The organism is Pseudomonas sp. B6002 (genome assembly GCF_013385985.1).
Taxonomy (GTDB): Bacteria; Pseudomonadota; Gammaproteobacteria; order Pseudomonadales; family Pseudomonadaceae; genus Aquipseudomonas.
Genome location: NZ_JACAOY010000012.1, coordinates 425493 through 440027, shown reverse-complemented (window position 1 = coordinate 440027; position 14535 = coordinate 425493). Strand labels below are relative to the sequence as shown.

The following is a 14535-nucleotide window of genomic DNA, read 5'->3' as shown; positions in this document are numbered from 1 at the left end:
CGGCCTTTTTTGTGCCCGAAATTTGACCTGGCATCGCCCCCGCTGCCTGCATTGGAACACTCACTGTAGGAGCCGGCTTGCCGGCGATAACGATCGCAAGATCGCCGCAAGGCTTAAAGGCTCATCGCCGGCAAGCCGGCTCCTACAGAGGGTGGGGTGGTCAAGCCGAGCGGGCCATGATCAAGCCGTTATCGCTCGCCGCTTCCAGGCGAATCGCCACGAACTTCGACGTTGGCGTGTGGCTGCCATCGCCGGTGCTCTCCAGGGGCACCAAAGGGTTCACTTCCGGGTAATAAGCCGCCGCCTGCCCCGCAGGAATATCAAACGCCAGCAAGGTAAAGCCTTTCACACGACGCTCGCGGCCGTCTTCCCACAACGAGACGATGTCGGCTTTCTGTCCCGGCTTGAAGCCCAGGCGGATGATGTCGGCTTCATTGACGAACAGCACGTCACGCTGGCCTTTCACCCCACGGTAGCGGTCGTCCAGGCCATAAATGGTGGTGTTGTACTGATCGTGGGAGCGCATCGACTGCATGATCAGGTCCGGCACACGGCCGGTCGCGTGAGTACGTTCGTGAATCAGGTCTTTGGGCAGGATATTCGGGCGGAAGTTGGCGCGGCCCGACGGCGTGTTCCAGCGGCGGGCGCCAGCTGCGTTGCCCAGGTAGAAGCCGCCCGGGTTTTTGATCTTCTCGTTGAAGTCCTTGAAGCCTGGGATGGTGTCGGCAATCAGGTCGCGAATACGCCCGTAGTCGGCTACCAGCCAATTCCAATCCACGGGCTTGCTGCCCAAGGTCGCCGCCGCGATGCCAGCCAGGATGGCAGGCTCCGACTTCATGAATTTCGACAGCGGCTGCAGTTGGCCGTTGGAGCCGTGAACCATGCTGAACGAGTCCTCTACCGTCACCGCTTGCGGGCCGTCGGCCTGGATGTCGATGTCGGTACGGCCCAGGCATGGCAGGATCAGCGCGTCTTTGCCGTGCATCAGGTGGCTGCGGTTGAGCTTGGTGCTGATCTGCACGGTCAGGTCGCAATTGCGTAGCGCTTCAAAGGTACGCGGGCTGTCTGGCGTGGCTTGGGCGAAGTTGCCTCCCAGGCCGATGAACACCTTGGAGCGACCTTCGAGCATAGCGTGGATCGCTTCGACCACGTTGTGCCCGTTCTCACGTGGCACCTGGAACTGGAAGCGACGCTCCAGAGAGTCGAGGAACGCCACTGGAGGACGCTCGTTGATGCCCATGGTGCGGTCGCCCTGCACGTTGCTGTGGCCTCGCACGGGGCATAGGCCCGCGCCTGGGCGGCCGATGTTGCCGCGCAGCAGCATCAGGTTGGCGATTTCCTGAATGGTCGGCACCGAGTGGCGATGCTGGGTGATACCCATGGCCCAGCACATGATCACGTTCTTGCCTTTGGCGTACATGCGCGCCGCTTGCTCGATCTCCACCAGCGTCAGGCCGGACTGCTCGACGATTTCATCCCAGGAGGTGTCGTCGATCTTGCCCAGGTAATCCAGCACGTTGGCGGTGTGTTCGTTGAGGAAGTCGTGGTCGAACACGGCTTCCTTGCCTTCGGCCTGGGCCTGGCGCTCCCACAGCAGCAGGAATTTAGCCATGCCGCGCAGGATGGCCATGTCGCCACCCAGCGCTGGGCGGAAGTAGGCGGTGTTGGTCGGCTTGTCGCCGTTGGTGAGCATTTCCAGCGGGTGCTGCGGGTGCTGGAAGCGTTCCAGGCCGCGTTCTTTCAGCGGGTTGATGCACACCACCTGGGCGCCACGTTTCACCGCTTCGCGCAGCGGTTCGAGCATGCGCGGGTGGTTGGTGCCGGGGTTCTGGCCCCACACGAAGATCGCATCGGCATGTTCGAAGTCATCGAAGGTCACGGTGCCTTTGCCGACACCCACGCTTTGCGCCAGGGCTACGCCGCTGGCTTCGTGGCACATGTTCGAGCAATCCGGGAAATTGTTGGTGCCATAGGCGCGCACGAACAGCTGATACAGGTACGCCGCCTCGTTGCTGGCGCGGCCCGAGGTGTAGAACTCGGCCATGTCCGGGCTGGGCAGGGCGTTGAGGTGCTTGCCTACCAGGTCGAACGCGGCTTCCCAGCTGATGGGCTGGTAGCGGTCGGTTTCGGCGTCGTAGCGCATCGGCTCGGTCAGGCGGCCCTGGTATTCCAGCCAGTAGTCGCTTTGCTCCAGCAGCGCGGTGACGCTGTGCTTGGCGAAGAACGCGGCGTCGACGCGACGTTTGGTGGCTTCCCAGTTCACGGCCTTGGCGCCGTTCTCGCAGAACTTGACCATGCCGCTTTCCGGCGAGTCGCCCCATGCGCAGCCCGGGCAGTCGAAACCGCCGTTCTGGTTGGTCTTGAGCATCATGCGCAGGTTTTTCAGCGCGTTGTCGCTGGTCAACCAGGCCTGCGCCACGCTGATCAGTGCGCCCCAGCCACCGGCTGGGCCTTTGTAGGGCTTGTAGCGCGGAGTCGGGGTTTGGTCGGCTTGGTGATGCATGCTCATGGTTGGTACTCCATCGCTGGGCTGTAGACCCGCGGCGCGCTTTTCTGCGGCAGGTGGATGAGGTTGAGGTTGTGACGACGGGCCCACTGCAGGGCCAGGCCGGTAGGCGACGACAGGCTGACCAGGGTCTGGATGCCCGCGCGCAGGACTTTCTGGATCAACTCCAGGCTGCAACGGCTGGTGACGATTGCCAGGCCACCTTCGGTCGGAATCTTTTGGCGGATCAGTGCGCCGATCAATTTATCCAGGGCGTTATGCCGGCCGATGTCTTCACGGCCCAGCAGCAATTCGCCCTGGGCGTTCATGAACACCGCCGCGTGTACCGCGCCGCTGTATTGGCCCAGCGGTTGAAAAGCGCTGATGCGTTGGCGCAGGCCGTCGAGCCATTCGGCGGGCGGCAAGGGCGCGCCCGGCAGCACCTGAAGGTCCGGTAGGGCCTGTTCAACCGCTTCCACGCCGCACAGACCACAGCCGCTGGTGCCTGCCAGTTGTCGGCGCTGTTGCTTGAGGTTCCAGAAGGCGCGGCTGGAAATCTGTACCTGGGCGTATTGGGCAGAGCCGGAGCCGCTGAGTTTCAGGTCATAAATGTCGCTAACGTCGGCGATAATTCCACTGCCGATACTAAAGCCGACGATAAAGTCTTCCAGGTCGGTGGGCGTCACCAGCATCACGGCCTGGCTGATGTCGTTGTAGGCAATCGCCAACGCCACTTCTTCCGCCAATGCAGTGCTGGCGACTTCTGTGTGCTCGAGATTGCAATACTGGTAGCTCTGGCTGGCAGCAGGCGCGGGCGTTTCAGAGGCGGGCGCCGCGCAGACGGGGCGCTTGGCGTTCATGGGGCAGTACCACCGACGGATTGATCAGTGTTTAGACTAGGCGCGACAAAGCGTCGCGTCTAATTGCCAGTACTGATCTGCCGATAGATGACGTCGATCAAGACTCGTTTTGCGATTTCTGAAACAGCGCAAAACAGGCTTCGGCCAGTGCTGATCGAGGTGCGCTGCGGCGCATGATCAACCCCAGGCGCGCCAGGGTGTGGGCGTCTTCAATTGGTTGCAGGCGCAAATGTTCGGTGAGTGCATCCAGGCCTCCCTCCAGCGGCATCACCGCGCAACACAGCCCGCCGTGCACAGCCTGTAACAACTGATGGACGGCGTCGGTTTGCAGCAGCGGTTGTGGGTTGAGCCCCCGGCTGTGGAAGTTGTGGTCGATGGACTGGCGAAAGTGCATGCCGCTGGTGAGCATGCCCAGCGGCAGCTCGATCAGCGCTTCCCAGCTCAACGGCGTGTCACCGAAGCTGAAAAACCGCTGGTCATACAGCAGGCCCATACGGGTTTCGCCCAAGGTCAAGGAGTCGAAGCGCTCGTTGTCCAGGCGTTCCAGGTAGGACACGCCCAGGTCCAGCCGATTGCTGGCCAGTTGTTCAAGGATTTGCTCGGAGCTCAGTGCCGACAGCTCGAAACGCAGGCTGGGGTGTTCCTTGTGCAACTGCTGCATCAAGGCCAGGGGGTCGAAGCTCGACAGCGGCACCACCCCTAATCGTAATGTGCCCACTAGGTTGCCGCGACAGGCAGCGGCTTCGGCCTGCAAGCCATCATAGGCCGCGAGCACGGTGCGGGCCCACGCCAGCACCCGTTCGCCCGGCGCGGTAAACCCTTCGAAGCGCTGGCCCCGGTTGACCAAGGGCAGGTCCAGCTCTTCTTCCAGGTTGCGCAGGCGCATCGACAGGGTTGGCTGGGTGATATGGCAACGCGCTGCCGCCTGGCCGAAGTGACGGGTTTCGTCGAGGGCGATGAGGAATTTCAGCTGTTTGATGTCCATCTTCGCTCCGTGGGCTTGCTCCAATAACGCGTGGATTCTAACGCGTGTAGGAGTCGTCTGGTCATTGGTCGGGCTGGAACCAGGTTCTGTGGGACTGGTCTAGTCTTTGGCATCTGGAACCTAAACCCCAAGGAGAGCAAACATGAGTATTTTCAGCTTTGTTAAAGAGGCCGGCGAAAAGCTGGTCAAGCTGTTGACGCCGGGCAATGCCAACGCCAGCGAAGACCTTAAAAAGCACATTGAGGACGTGGGGCTGGGCAACCCGAACGTGCATGCCACCGTCGACGGTGACAAGGTGACGATCAGCGGTGAAGTGGCCAGCCAGGAAGAGAAAGAAAAAATCATCCTGGCAGCAGGCAATATTGCCGGGGTGGCCAGTGTCGAGGATCAGATCACCGTATCCGGCCCGGCGGTTGCCGCCGCCCGTTTCGTCGTGGTGAAAAAGGGCGACACACTGAGCGCAATTTCGCTGGCGGTATATGGCAACGCCAACCAGTACAACAAGATCTTCGAGGCTAACAAGCCGTTGCTGTCCCACCCGGACAAGATTTACCCAGGGCAGACACTGCGTATTCCTGAGTAATACACGCTACGAAATGTGGGAGTTGCTTTCTGTGGGAGCCGGGCTTGCCCGCGATAGCGGTGGATCAGGTAGAGAGGTGTTGCCTGACACTCTGCTATCGCGGGCAAGCCCGGCTCCCACATGGGTTTTGGGTCACACTGTTTCAGAGTCCGGCAATGAGGTCTCGATAGTCCTCGACGGCGGCAAACTCCGCCGTGTCCTTTGGCCCTTTCTTGCTGTCCGGCTCTTTCACCGCCAACAAATGCCCCACCCCAAACGCCTGGGCACTGCGCAGGATCGGCAAGGTGTCATCAATAAACAGGCTGCGCGTCGGGTCGAAGCCAATATCGGCTTGCAGCGCGTCCCAGAACTGCGGGTTTTCCTTGGCGAAACCGTAATCGTGGGAGCTGATCAACCTTTCGAAATACGGCGCCAATTCGATGCGTTCCAGCTTCAATGACAGCGAATCGCGATGAGCGTTGGTGATCAGGATCACCCGCTTGCCGGCCTGTTTGATCGCCGCCAGAAAGGTGTCGGCGTCCGGGCGCAGGGCGATCAGGTGGGCGGTTTCCAGCTTGAGTTCGCGCACCGGGATCTTCAGTTCGCGAGTCCAGAAGTCCAGGCAATACCATTGCAACTGTCCCGCGTTATGCTCGAACAGCGGCTGCAACTCCATCTCGGCTATCGCACGGCTCACGCCATGCAACTCGGCGTAGCGTTGTGGCAGGTGTTCCATCCAGAAATGATTGTCGAAGTGCAGGTCGAGCAGGGTGCCGTCCATGTCCAGCAGGACGGTGTCGATGGCGTGCCAGGGCAAAGAGGGCATGGGGTGTTCTCATGTAAGTAAAGATATCCGACACAGACAATCGGAAAAGCCACGGTATAGTAACCCGATCACGCCAAGGAGCCGCTTATGCGCCAGAAACCCACCGTACTCGCCCGCGAAATAGTCGCCAGTAGCCGTTTGTTCCGCGTGGAGGAAGTGCAATTGCGCTTTTCCAATGGCGTTGAACGAACCTACGAACGCTTGGTGGGCCGCGGTGCCGGTTATGGTGCAGTGATGATCGTGGCAATGATCGACGCCGATCACGCGTTGCTGGTGGAAGAATACTGCGGCGGTACGGATGAATATGAGTTGTCCCTGCCCAAGGGCCTTATCGAGCCCGGCGAGGATGTGCTGGCGGCGGCGAACCGTGAGCTCAAGGAAGAGGCAGGCTACGGCGCACGTCAGTTGGAACACCTCACCGAGCTTTCGCTGTCACCTGGCTACATGAGCCAGAAAATCCAGGTGGTGCTGGCCACCGACCTCTATGAAGAACGCCTTGAAGGTGACGAGCCCGAGCCGATGCGGGTCGACCGCGTCAACCTGCGGGAGTTGTCGCAACTGGCGCAAAACGAGCAATTCAGCGAAGGCCGCGCCCTGGCCGCGCTGTACCTGGTACGAGACCTGTTGACCCAGCGTGGAGCGTTTATCGCATGAGCGAACTGTTTTTAGGCCACCCTTTTATTGCCCCCGTGATCGAGCTGGCGCGTCAGGCGGGTGAAGCGATCCTTCCTTATTGGCGGGCCGACGTGGCGGTCACGTCCAAGTCTGATGACTCGCCGGTGACGGCGGCAGACCTGGCTGCTCACCACCTGATTCTCGCCGGGCTCACCGCGCTGGACCCGAGCATTCCCGTACTGTCTGAAGAAGACGCCGATATCGACCAAAGCGTGCGCGCCGGTTGGCAACGCTGGTGGCTGGTAGACCCGCTGGATGGCACCAAGGAATTCATTTCCGGCAGCGAAGAGTTCACCGTTAACGTCGCCCTGATCGAGCAAGGCCGCGTGGTATTTGGCGTGGTGTCGATGCCCACCAGCGGCCGTTGCTACTTTGGCGGTGCCGGTTTGGGCGCGTGGCGTTCTGATGTGAATGAGCCACCCAAGCAGATTCAGGTGCGCCAGACGCCAGCCGCCGGAGAGGCATTTACCGTGGTTGCCAGCCGTCGGCACACCAGCCCTGAGCAGGAGCGTTTGCTGGATGGTTTGAGCGAAGGCCTGGGTGAGCTGAAACTGGCGAATATCGGCAGCTCGCTGAAGTTCTGCCTGCTGGCCGAAGGCAGCGCCGATTGCTACCCACGGTTGGCGCCGACGTCGCAGTGGGACACCGCAGCAGCCCAGGGCGTGCTGGAAGGGGCGGGGGGCGAAGTGCTGGAGTTGAGTGGCGAGCCGTTCAGCTATCCAGCGCGGGAGTCGTTGTTGAACCCGTTCTTTTTGGCGTTGCCGGCCAAGGCTGCCTGGCGTGAGCGGTTGCTGACCCTGGCCCGTTCGTAGACCCCTGTAGGAGCCCGGCTTGCCGGCGATGGCGCCGGCAAGATCGCTGCATGACTTGAATGCCTCATCGCCGGCAAGTCGGCTCCTACAATGGATTGTGTTGTGGCGGTTAGCGGTGCAGGACGTACTGGCCGGTAAACGCTACGGCATGCTCCTCGCTGCCCTCATTCACAATCCACGTCTCCAGCGTTAGCCGTGCACGGCCATAGCGCTTGTAGGTCGCCACAAAGCGTTTCCACACCTTCTCCTCTGGCGCCTGGCACACCACCGTCGCGTCCCGGGTCACGGGCAGCGGATAGCTGATCTGCCCTTCCTGAATCACGATGTGCCCGTCTTCAACCCCTTCCTCCCGCAATTGCAGGTGCAACCAACCCCAGCCCGCCAGCACAGCACCGCAATAGAGGCTGCCGCCAAACATGGTGCTCTTGTGGTTGATGTTGGCTTGCAAGGGCAGGTGCAGCTGCAATTGGCCGTGTTGCCAGTCGAGCACCTTGAGGCCCATTTCCCGGGTGAGGGGGATGTCGTGGTGAAGGATGGATTCCAGATAACGGCTGTCGCGGCTCATGGGGGCCTCGTGGCGAGTGGGGAGGGTCATTCGTCGTCGGCGCCGTGGTTGGCGCTGTCGGCGAAGTTCAGGCCGTGCTTGCGCAGTTTGTCGTGCAGGGTCTTGCGCGGCATGCCCAACGCCTCGGCGAGGCTGCGCATGGAGCTGTGGGGGCGGGTCAGTTCGGCGGCGATCAGGCTTTTTTCGAACTGCTCGACTTGTTCACTCAGGCCGCCTTTGGTAGAGGTCAACACGCCGGCAGACGGGTTGTCCGGTGTCGCATCCAGGGCCAGTTCAAGGCCCAGGGCAAACCGTTCGGCGGCGTTTTGCAGTTCCCGTACATTGCCTGGCCAGCTGTGGCGCAGCAGGAGCGCGCGCTGGCCCGGCTGCAACTCGTGCAGCGGCAGGCCGTGGCGGCTGCTGGCTTCGTCGGCAAAGTGCTGGAACAGCATCAACGCATCTTCGCCCCGCTCGCGCAGCGGCGGAATGCGCAGCGGCGCAACGTTGAGACGGTAATACAAGTCGGCACGGAAGCGGCCCTGGTCGGCGGACTGACGCAGGTCTTCCTTGGTGGCGGCGATGATGCGGATATCCAGCGGGATCAGCTGATTGCCGCCCAGGCGCTCCACTACGCGTTCCTGCAACAGGCGCAGCAACTTGACCTGCACATCCAGGCTCATGCTTTCGATTTCATCGAGAAACAACGTGCCGCCGTTGGCAAACTCGAACTTGCCGATACGGCGCTTTTGCGCGCCGGTAAAGGCGCCGGGCTCGTGACCGAACAGCTCGCTTTCCACCACGGACTCGGCCAGGGCGCCGGCGTTGATCGCCACAAACGGCCCGCTGCGCCGGCTCGACAGGTCGTGCAGTGCACGCGCCACTACCTCTTTGCCCGCGCCGGTTTCGCCAAGGATCAGTACATCGGCCTTGGTCGCCGCCAGCGCGCCGATCTGCTCGCGCAGGCGCAGCATCTGCGGAGAATGCCCCACCAGGCGCGTGCTTAGTTGCTGGCGATCGCTGAGGGCCAGGCGCAGGCTGCGGTTGTCCAGCACTAGGCGGCGCAGGGCGAGGGCGCGGCGCACGCTGTCGAGCAAGGCATCGCTGGCAAACGGTTTTTCCAGGAAGTCATACGCACCGGCGCGCATGGCCTGTACCGCCAGCGGCACATCACCGTGGCCGGTAATCAGCAGCACCGGCAGCTCCGGGTCCTGGCCGTGCAGTTCGGCCAGCAGCTCCAGGCCGTCCATGCCGGGCATACGGATGTCGCTGACCACCACGCCCGGCCAATCGCGGGACAGGCGCGCGGTGAGGCCGCTGGCTTCGCCCAGGGTCAGGACTTTCAGCCCAGCCAGGTCCAGGGTCTGGCACAGGGCCTGACGCAGGTGTGGATCGTCGTCGATCAACACCACCTGGATCCCGTTATCGATACTCATACACTGCGGTCCTCGGACGGTTGCAGACTGACGCCCGGCGAACCGGCACGCAATTTCAAGGTTAACAGTGCGCCGCCTTCCTTGTGGTTGGCGAACAACAGCTCGCCGCCGAAGGCGCGCATCAACGTGTCACAGATCGCCAGGCCCAACCCCAGGCCCTGGGTGCGGGTCTTGGTGGTGTAGAACGGCTCGCTGGCACGCCCCAAGGCTTCCATGCAAAAGCCCGGGCCATTGTCGCGAATGTACAGGTTGACGCCCTGTTCGGTGGTTTGGGCACTCAACCAGAGTTTACGCGGCGGGCCTTTTTCGGTGAGGGCGTCGAGGGCGTTGGCCAGCAGGTTGCCCAGTACCTGGCGCAAGCGGGTTTCACCGGCCTGTACCCACAGGGTTGCCTCCGGCAGGTCGCGGATCAGCTCCACTTCCATCGACCGACGCCGCTTGGCCAACAGTGCCAGCGCGTCGTCGAGCGCCGGTTGCAGCGCCACACTCTCGGGCGCATGGCGGTCACGGCGGGCGAAGGCGCGCAGGTGGGCGATGATCGAGGCCATACGCCCGGTCAGCTCGCTGATCAGCTTGAGATTGCCCCGGGCATCGCTGGTGCGTTCGTGGTCGAGCAGGATCTCGGCGTTTTCTGCATAGCTGCGGATCGCTGCCAGGGGCTGGTTGAGTTCATGGCTGATACTCGCCGACATGGTGCCCAGCGCCGACAGCTTGCCGGCCTGCACCAGGTCATCCTGGGCGCGCACCAGTTCCTGCTGGGCGTGTTCGCGCTCCAGCACTTCCTGTTTGAGGCGCCGGTTGAGGCCCTCCAGGTCGCTGGTACGCTCGACCACACGCATTTCCAGCTCGCGGCGCGCCTTGGCTTCAAAGGCGATGCGTTCCAGGTAGTGCCGACGGCGCTGCATCATCAAGCCCAGCAGCAACATCAGCACCAGCAGGGTGGCGCCGCCGACGGCAACCACCGTGCGCACCGGGCGGCTGATCAGCGAACGAGGGGCGAGGATTTCGACGTTCCAGCCGGTTTCCGCGATGGCCGTGGACTGGCGCAACCAGGCGGTGTTGCTCAGGGCCAGTGGTTGCGGATCACGGGTAGGGTAGGGCTGGATCGCGATGATGGCCTGGCGCTCTTCGGTGGTCAGCGGCCGGGTGGCGCGGAATCGCCATTGAGGGCGCGACGTGAGGATCACCACGCCGTTGTGGTCGGTCACCAGCAGTTGTTCCGGCGTATTGCCCCACAGGCTTTCGGTGTGATCCAGGTCAACCTTGACCACCAGCACGCCGATGATCGTGTCGCCGTCGCGCACGGCGGCGGCGAAGAAGTAACCGCGCTTGGCCGAGGTGGTACCCAGGCCGAAAAACCGCCCCAGGCGGCCGGCCATGGCTTCGCTGAAGTAGGGCCGGAACGAGAAGTTGCGCCCGACAAAGCTGTCCTGTTTGTCCCAATTGGAGGCGGCAAGGGTCTTGCCGGTGGTGTCCATCAGGTACATCACTTCCACCCCGGCCTGGGCGGCGACGTCCTTGAGCAGCAGGTTGGCGTTGACCAGGTTGGTGCTCACCTGGGGCGCGTCCAGCGCGGTGCGCAGGGCGGGCAGGTCGCCGAGGATCTGCGGCAGCACTTCATAGCGGTGCAGGGTGCCGAGCAGGTTGGCGACGTACAGGTCGAGGGTCTGGCGGTTCTGCCCGGCCAGTTCGTTGCGGTAATACCGTTCGGCCAAGTGCTCCAGCGGCCACAACAACGGCGCCAGGCACAGCGCCAACAGGGCGAGGCTGCGCCAGCGGGGTCTACGTGGAAGGGATGGAGTCATGAGTCATGCGCCTGTGGGTACAGGTGCATTATGCCTAGTGCTGCTGTGCAAGACACTCGCGTAATGCGTCTTGCCACTGCGGTTGGCTGACCTGCCACTGCTGTTGCAGGCGGCTGCAATCGAGGCGTGAGTTTAGCGGGCGCTTGGCCGGCGTCGGGTAGGCGCTGGACGGAATGGCTTCCAGTTCGGCGCAGGCTTTGCCTTGGGCTTTCAGATGCTCGCCGATGGCTTGGGCAAAGCCAAACCAGGAGGTCTCACCCTGGGCCGTCAAATGGTAGATGCCCCAGTCGCCGGGTTGGCCTGCCTGCCAGCGCTCGATCAACGCGCGGGTGCTGTCAGCGATACTCCCGGCCCAGGTCGGCGCACCGATCTGGTCGGCCACGATGCGCATCTGCGGCTTCTCTTGCAGCAGACGTTGCATGGTCAGCAGGAAGTTCTTGCCGTGGCTGGAGTACACCCAGCTGGTGCGCAGGATCAGGTATTCGCCGCCCACCGCAGCAATCGCCTGCTCGCCCGCCAGCTTGCTCTGGCCGTAGACACCCAAGGGGTTGGGCGTGTCGGCTTCGGTGTAGGGCGCCGGTTTGCTGCCGTCGAACACGTAGTCGGTGGAGTAGTGGATCAAGGGAATGCCCAGGGCCTTGGCCTCTTCGGCCAAAACACCCGGCGCGATGGCGTTGATGGCGAACGCGGCATCTGGCTCGCTCTCGGCCAGGTCGACGGCGGTGTGGGCTGCCGCGTTGATGATCAGGCCGGGGCGCTGGGCGCGCACCTGCTGGCGGATCTGCTCGGCGTCTGCCAGGTCCAACTGGTCGCGCCCCAGCACGATGAGTTCACCGAGGCCCTGGAGCCGCTGTTGCAGCTCGCGGGAAACTTGGCCGTGCTGGCCGGTAATGAGGATTTTCATGGGAACAGGTCGGCGTCTTTCAGGCTTTTACCGTTCTGGTCCTTGGCGGACAAGGTCGGTGTGCCGTTCAGTTGCCAATCGATATTGAGGTCGGGGTCGTCCCAACGAATGCAGCGTTCGGCCGTCGGGGTGTAGTAGTCGGTGGTTTTGTAGAGGAATTCAGCGTAGTCGCTAAGCACCACAAAGCCATGGGCAAACCCCGGTGGAATCCACAGTTGCCGATTGTTCTCGGCAGACAACCGCACGCTGGCCCATTGGCCAAAGTGAGGTGAACTACGGCGAATATCCACTGCTACGTCCAAAACTTCACCCGCTGTTACACGCACCAGTTTCCCCTGGGCGTGTTCAACCTGGTAGTGCAGGCCACGCAGCACACCCTTTTGTGAGCGTGAATGGTTGTCCTGCACGAATTGCTGCTGCAGCCCTGTGGCTTGGGCGAACGCCCGGGCGTTAAAACTCTCGTAGAAAAAGCCGCGTTCATCGCCAAAAACCTTCGGCTCGATGATCAATACACCGGGCAACTCAGTGGCGGTCACATTCATATGGTTTCCCCTGCGAGTGTGAACAGGTATTGACCATAGCCGGTTTTGCCAAAGTACTTGGCGCGTTCCAGCAGGTGGTCACGGTCGATCCAGCCATTTTCGTAGGCGATTTCTTCGAGACAGGCGACTTTCAGGCCCTGGCGATGCTCGATGGTCTGCACATAGGTCGATGCTTCGAGCAGGCTGTCGTGGGTGCCGGTGTCGAGCCAGGCAAAGCCACGGCCGAAGCGTTCTACGTGCAGATCGCCACGCTTGAGGTAGGCGTTGTTGACGTCGGTGATCTCCAACTCGCCACGGGGCGAAGGCTTGACTGCCTTGGCGATCTTGATCACGTCGTTATCGTAGAAATACAGGCCGGTCACGGCATACGGTGACTTGGGCTTGGTCGGTTTTTCTTCGATGGAGAGGGCGCGGCCTTCCTTGTCGAAGTCGATCACACCGAAGCGTTCCGGGTCCTTGACCCAGTAGCCGAACACGGTGGCGCCGGACCGGCGTTCGGCGGCGGTACGCAACTGGTCGCCGAAGTGCTGGCCGTGGAAGATATTGTCACCAAGGATCAGGCATACCGGGTCATCGCCAATGAATTCCTCGCCGATCAGGAAGGCCTGGGCCAAGCCATCCGGCGTCGGCTGCTCGGCGTAGGTGAAGCGCACGCCGAACTGGCTGCCATCGCCCAGCAGGTTGCGGTACTGGGGCAAGTCCAGCGGGGTGGAAATCACCAGAATGTCCTTGATGCCGGCCAGCATCAACACCGAGATCGGGTAATAGATCATCGGTTTGTCGTACACCGGCAGCAGTTGCTTGGACACGCCCAGGGTAATGGGGTGCAAACGGGTGCCGGAGCCACCCGCCAATACGATTCCTTTCATCATGCAATCAGATCCTTCATGTCGGTGTTGCCCAATCGTTCGCCTTGATAACTGCCGTCCTGGACCCTGCGGCACCATTCCAGGTTATCGAGGTACCACTGCACGGTCTTGCGCAGCCCGGTGTCGAAGGTTTCTTGCGGGACCCAGCCCAGCTCGCGCTCGATCTTGCTGGCGTCGATCGCATAACGCTGGTCGTGGCCCGGGCGGTCCTTGACGAAGGTGATCAGGTCGGTGAATTTTTCCACGCCGGCCGGGCGCTGGGGCGCCAGTTCTTCCAGCAAGCCACAGATGCCGCGTACCACGTCGATGTTCTTTTGCTCGTTATGCCCGCCGATGTTGTAGGTCTCTCCCACTACACCTTCGGTGACGACTTTGAGCAACGCGCGGGCGTGGTCTTCGACGAACAGCCAGTCGCGCACCTGCAGACCGTCGCCGTACACCGGCAGCGGCTTACCCGCGAGGGCGTTGAGGATTACCAGCGGGATCAGTTTTTCGGGGAAATGGAACGGCCCGTAGTTGTTCGAGCAATTGGTCAACAGCACCGGCAAGCCGTAAGTGCGCTGCCAGGCACGCACCAGATGGTCGGAGGCCGCCTTGCTGGCCGAGTAAGGCGAGCTTGGCGCGTAGGGCGTGGTTTCGGTGAACAGGTCGTCCACGCCATGCAGGTCGCCATACACTTCGTCGGTGGAAATATGGTGGAAGCGGAACGCACGTCTGGTGGGCTCGTCGAGTTTCTGCCAATAGGCACGGGTGGCTTCCAGCAGGCTGTAGGTACCGACGATGTTGGTCTGGATGAAGTCCGATGGGCCGTCAATGGAACGGTCCACATGGGACTCGGCCGCCAGGTGCATGATCGCGTGGGGCTCAAAGCGCGCCAGTACGGCGCTGACGGTTGGCTGGTCGATGATGTCGGCCTGCACGAACTCATAGCGGCTGTTCGACGCGATGCTGGTCAGCGACTCGAGGTTGCCAGCGTAGGTGAGCTTGTCCAGGTTTAGCACTTCGTGCTCGGTGTGTTGGATCAGGTGACGGATCAGGGCGGAGCCGATGAAGCCGGCGCCACCGGTGATGAGAATGCGCATGTCGAGGGCCTTTTCCTTAGACGGACACTTGGCGAATGAAGCATAGCTTGAGTTGTGAATCGGGCCGGTGCAAGCGCGATATACGGGGAGGGGTTGCTTAACCCCCCATAACAGTGGCGATATAGACGCCTAAAAAAACAGAGGTCGTCAC

The 14535-nt window shown here is 62.1% G+C and carries 14 protein-coding genes; 3 read left to right on the top strand and 11 right to left on the bottom strand.

Annotation, left to right across the window (positions count from 1 at the left end; translation table 11 throughout):
* Positions 1 to 160 precede the first annotated feature (160 nt).
* The 3 genes from HX792_RS18065 to HX792_RS18055 all read right to left on the bottom strand — a co-directional run bounded on the left by HX792_RS18065 (position 161) and on the right by HX792_RS18055 (position 4330).
* Positions 161 to 2509, bottom strand: a complete 2349-nt coding sequence (locus HX792_RS18065) for an FdhF/YdeP family oxidoreductase (protein WP_176997345.1) — start codon at positions 2507 to 2509, stop codon at positions 161 to 163.
* Positions 2506 to 3345: a formate dehydrogenase accessory sulfurtransferase FdhD gene (fdhD, locus tag HX792_RS18060; protein WP_176997344.1), complete on the bottom strand. Its 840-nt coding sequence runs from the start codon at positions 3343 to 3345 to the stop codon at positions 2506 to 2508. The genes HX792_RS18065 and fdhD overlap by 4 nt, the downstream gene beginning before the upstream one ends.
* 97 nt (positions 3346 to 3442) lie before the next feature.
* Positions 3443 to 4330 (bottom strand): LysR family transcriptional regulator, encoded by an 888-nt coding sequence (locus HX792_RS18055; protein WP_176997343.1) that lies wholly within the window; start codon positions 4328 to 4330, stop codon positions 3443 to 3445.
* Between the two features lie 142 nt (positions 4331 to 4472).
* Here HX792_RS18055 and lysM point away from each other — a divergent pair, with 142 nt between their 5' ends.
* Entirely contained in the window at positions 4473 to 4913 is a 441-nt protein-coding gene (gene lysM, locus HX792_RS18050) for a peptidoglycan-binding protein LysM (RefSeq protein ID WP_176997342.1), read from the top strand.
* A 142-nt stretch (positions 4914 to 5055) separates the two neighbouring features.
* Here the strand turns inward: lysM and yrfG are convergent, their stop codons facing one another.
* Positions 5056 to 5718 carry a GMP/IMP nucleotidase gene (gene yrfG / locus HX792_RS18045; RefSeq protein ID WP_176997341.1) on the bottom strand — a complete coding sequence of 221 codons (663 nt, stop codon included), beginning with the start codon at positions 5716 to 5718 and terminating at the stop codon, positions 5056 to 5058.
* Positions 5719 to 5805: 87 nt separating this feature from the next.
* On the opposite strand from yrfG, the gene nudE reads away from it, so the two are divergent.
* Together nudE and cysQ are read left to right on the top strand one after the other, a co-directional pair.
* Positions 5806 to 6372, top strand: coding sequence for an ADP compounds hydrolase NudE (nudE, locus tag HX792_RS18040; protein WP_176997340.1), 567 nt, complete (start codon positions 5806 to 5808; stop codon positions 6370 to 6372).
* Positions 6369 to 7205 carry a 3'(2'),5'-bisphosphate nucleotidase CysQ gene (cysQ, locus tag HX792_RS18035; RefSeq protein WP_176997339.1) on the top strand — a complete coding sequence of 279 codons (837 nt, stop codon included), beginning with the start codon at positions 6369 to 6371 and terminating at the stop codon, positions 7203 to 7205. The genes nudE and cysQ overlap by 4 nt, the downstream gene beginning before the upstream one ends.
* A 109-nt stretch (positions 7206 to 7314) precedes the next feature.
* Here cysQ and HX792_RS18030 read toward each other — a convergent pair whose 3' ends face one another.
* From HX792_RS18030 to rfbB, 7 genes are read right to left on the bottom strand one after another with little or no spacing between them, the layout of a single operon-like run.
* A complete protein-coding gene (locus HX792_RS18030; RefSeq protein WP_176997338.1) occupies positions 7315 to 7770 on the bottom strand; it encodes a YiiD C-terminal domain-containing protein in 456 nt (151 codons plus the stop codon).
* 26 nt (positions 7771 to 7796) lie between these two features.
* Positions 7797 to 9182 (bottom strand): sigma-54 dependent transcriptional regulator, encoded by a 1386-nt coding sequence (locus tag HX792_RS18025; protein WP_176997337.1) that lies wholly within the window; start codon positions 9180 to 9182, stop codon positions 7797 to 7799.
* A complete protein-coding gene (locus HX792_RS18020; RefSeq protein ID WP_176997336.1) occupies positions 9179 to 10987 on the bottom strand; it encodes an ATP-binding protein in 1809 nt (602 codons plus the stop codon). Before HX792_RS18020 ends, HX792_RS18025 begins: the two co-directional genes overlap by 4 nt.
* 34 nt (positions 10988 to 11021) lie before the next feature.
* Positions 11022 to 11891 (bottom strand): dTDP-4-dehydrorhamnose reductase, encoded by an 870-nt coding sequence (gene rfbD, locus HX792_RS18015; RefSeq protein ID WP_176997335.1) that lies wholly within the window; start codon positions 11889 to 11891, stop codon positions 11022 to 11024.
* Positions 11888 to 12433 carry a dTDP-4-dehydrorhamnose 3,5-epimerase gene (gene rfbC, locus HX792_RS18010; RefSeq protein WP_176997334.1) on the bottom strand — a complete coding sequence of 182 codons (546 nt, stop codon included), beginning with the start codon at positions 12431 to 12433 and terminating at the stop codon, positions 11888 to 11890. Before rfbC ends, rfbD begins: the two co-directional genes overlap by 4 nt.
* Complete coding sequence (gene rfbA, locus HX792_RS18005) at positions 12430 to 13305, bottom strand: glucose-1-phosphate thymidylyltransferase RfbA (protein WP_176997333.1); 876 nt, start codon at positions 13303 to 13305, stop codon at positions 12430 to 12432. The genes rfbC and rfbA overlap by 4 nt, the downstream gene beginning before the upstream one ends.
* Positions 13302 to 14384: a dTDP-glucose 4,6-dehydratase gene (gene rfbB / locus HX792_RS18000; RefSeq protein ID WP_176997332.1), complete on the bottom strand. Its 1083-nt coding sequence runs from the start codon at positions 14382 to 14384 to the stop codon at positions 13302 to 13304. The genes rfbA and rfbB overlap by 4 nt, the downstream gene beginning before the upstream one ends.
* Positions 14385 to 14535: the final 151 nt, after the last annotated feature.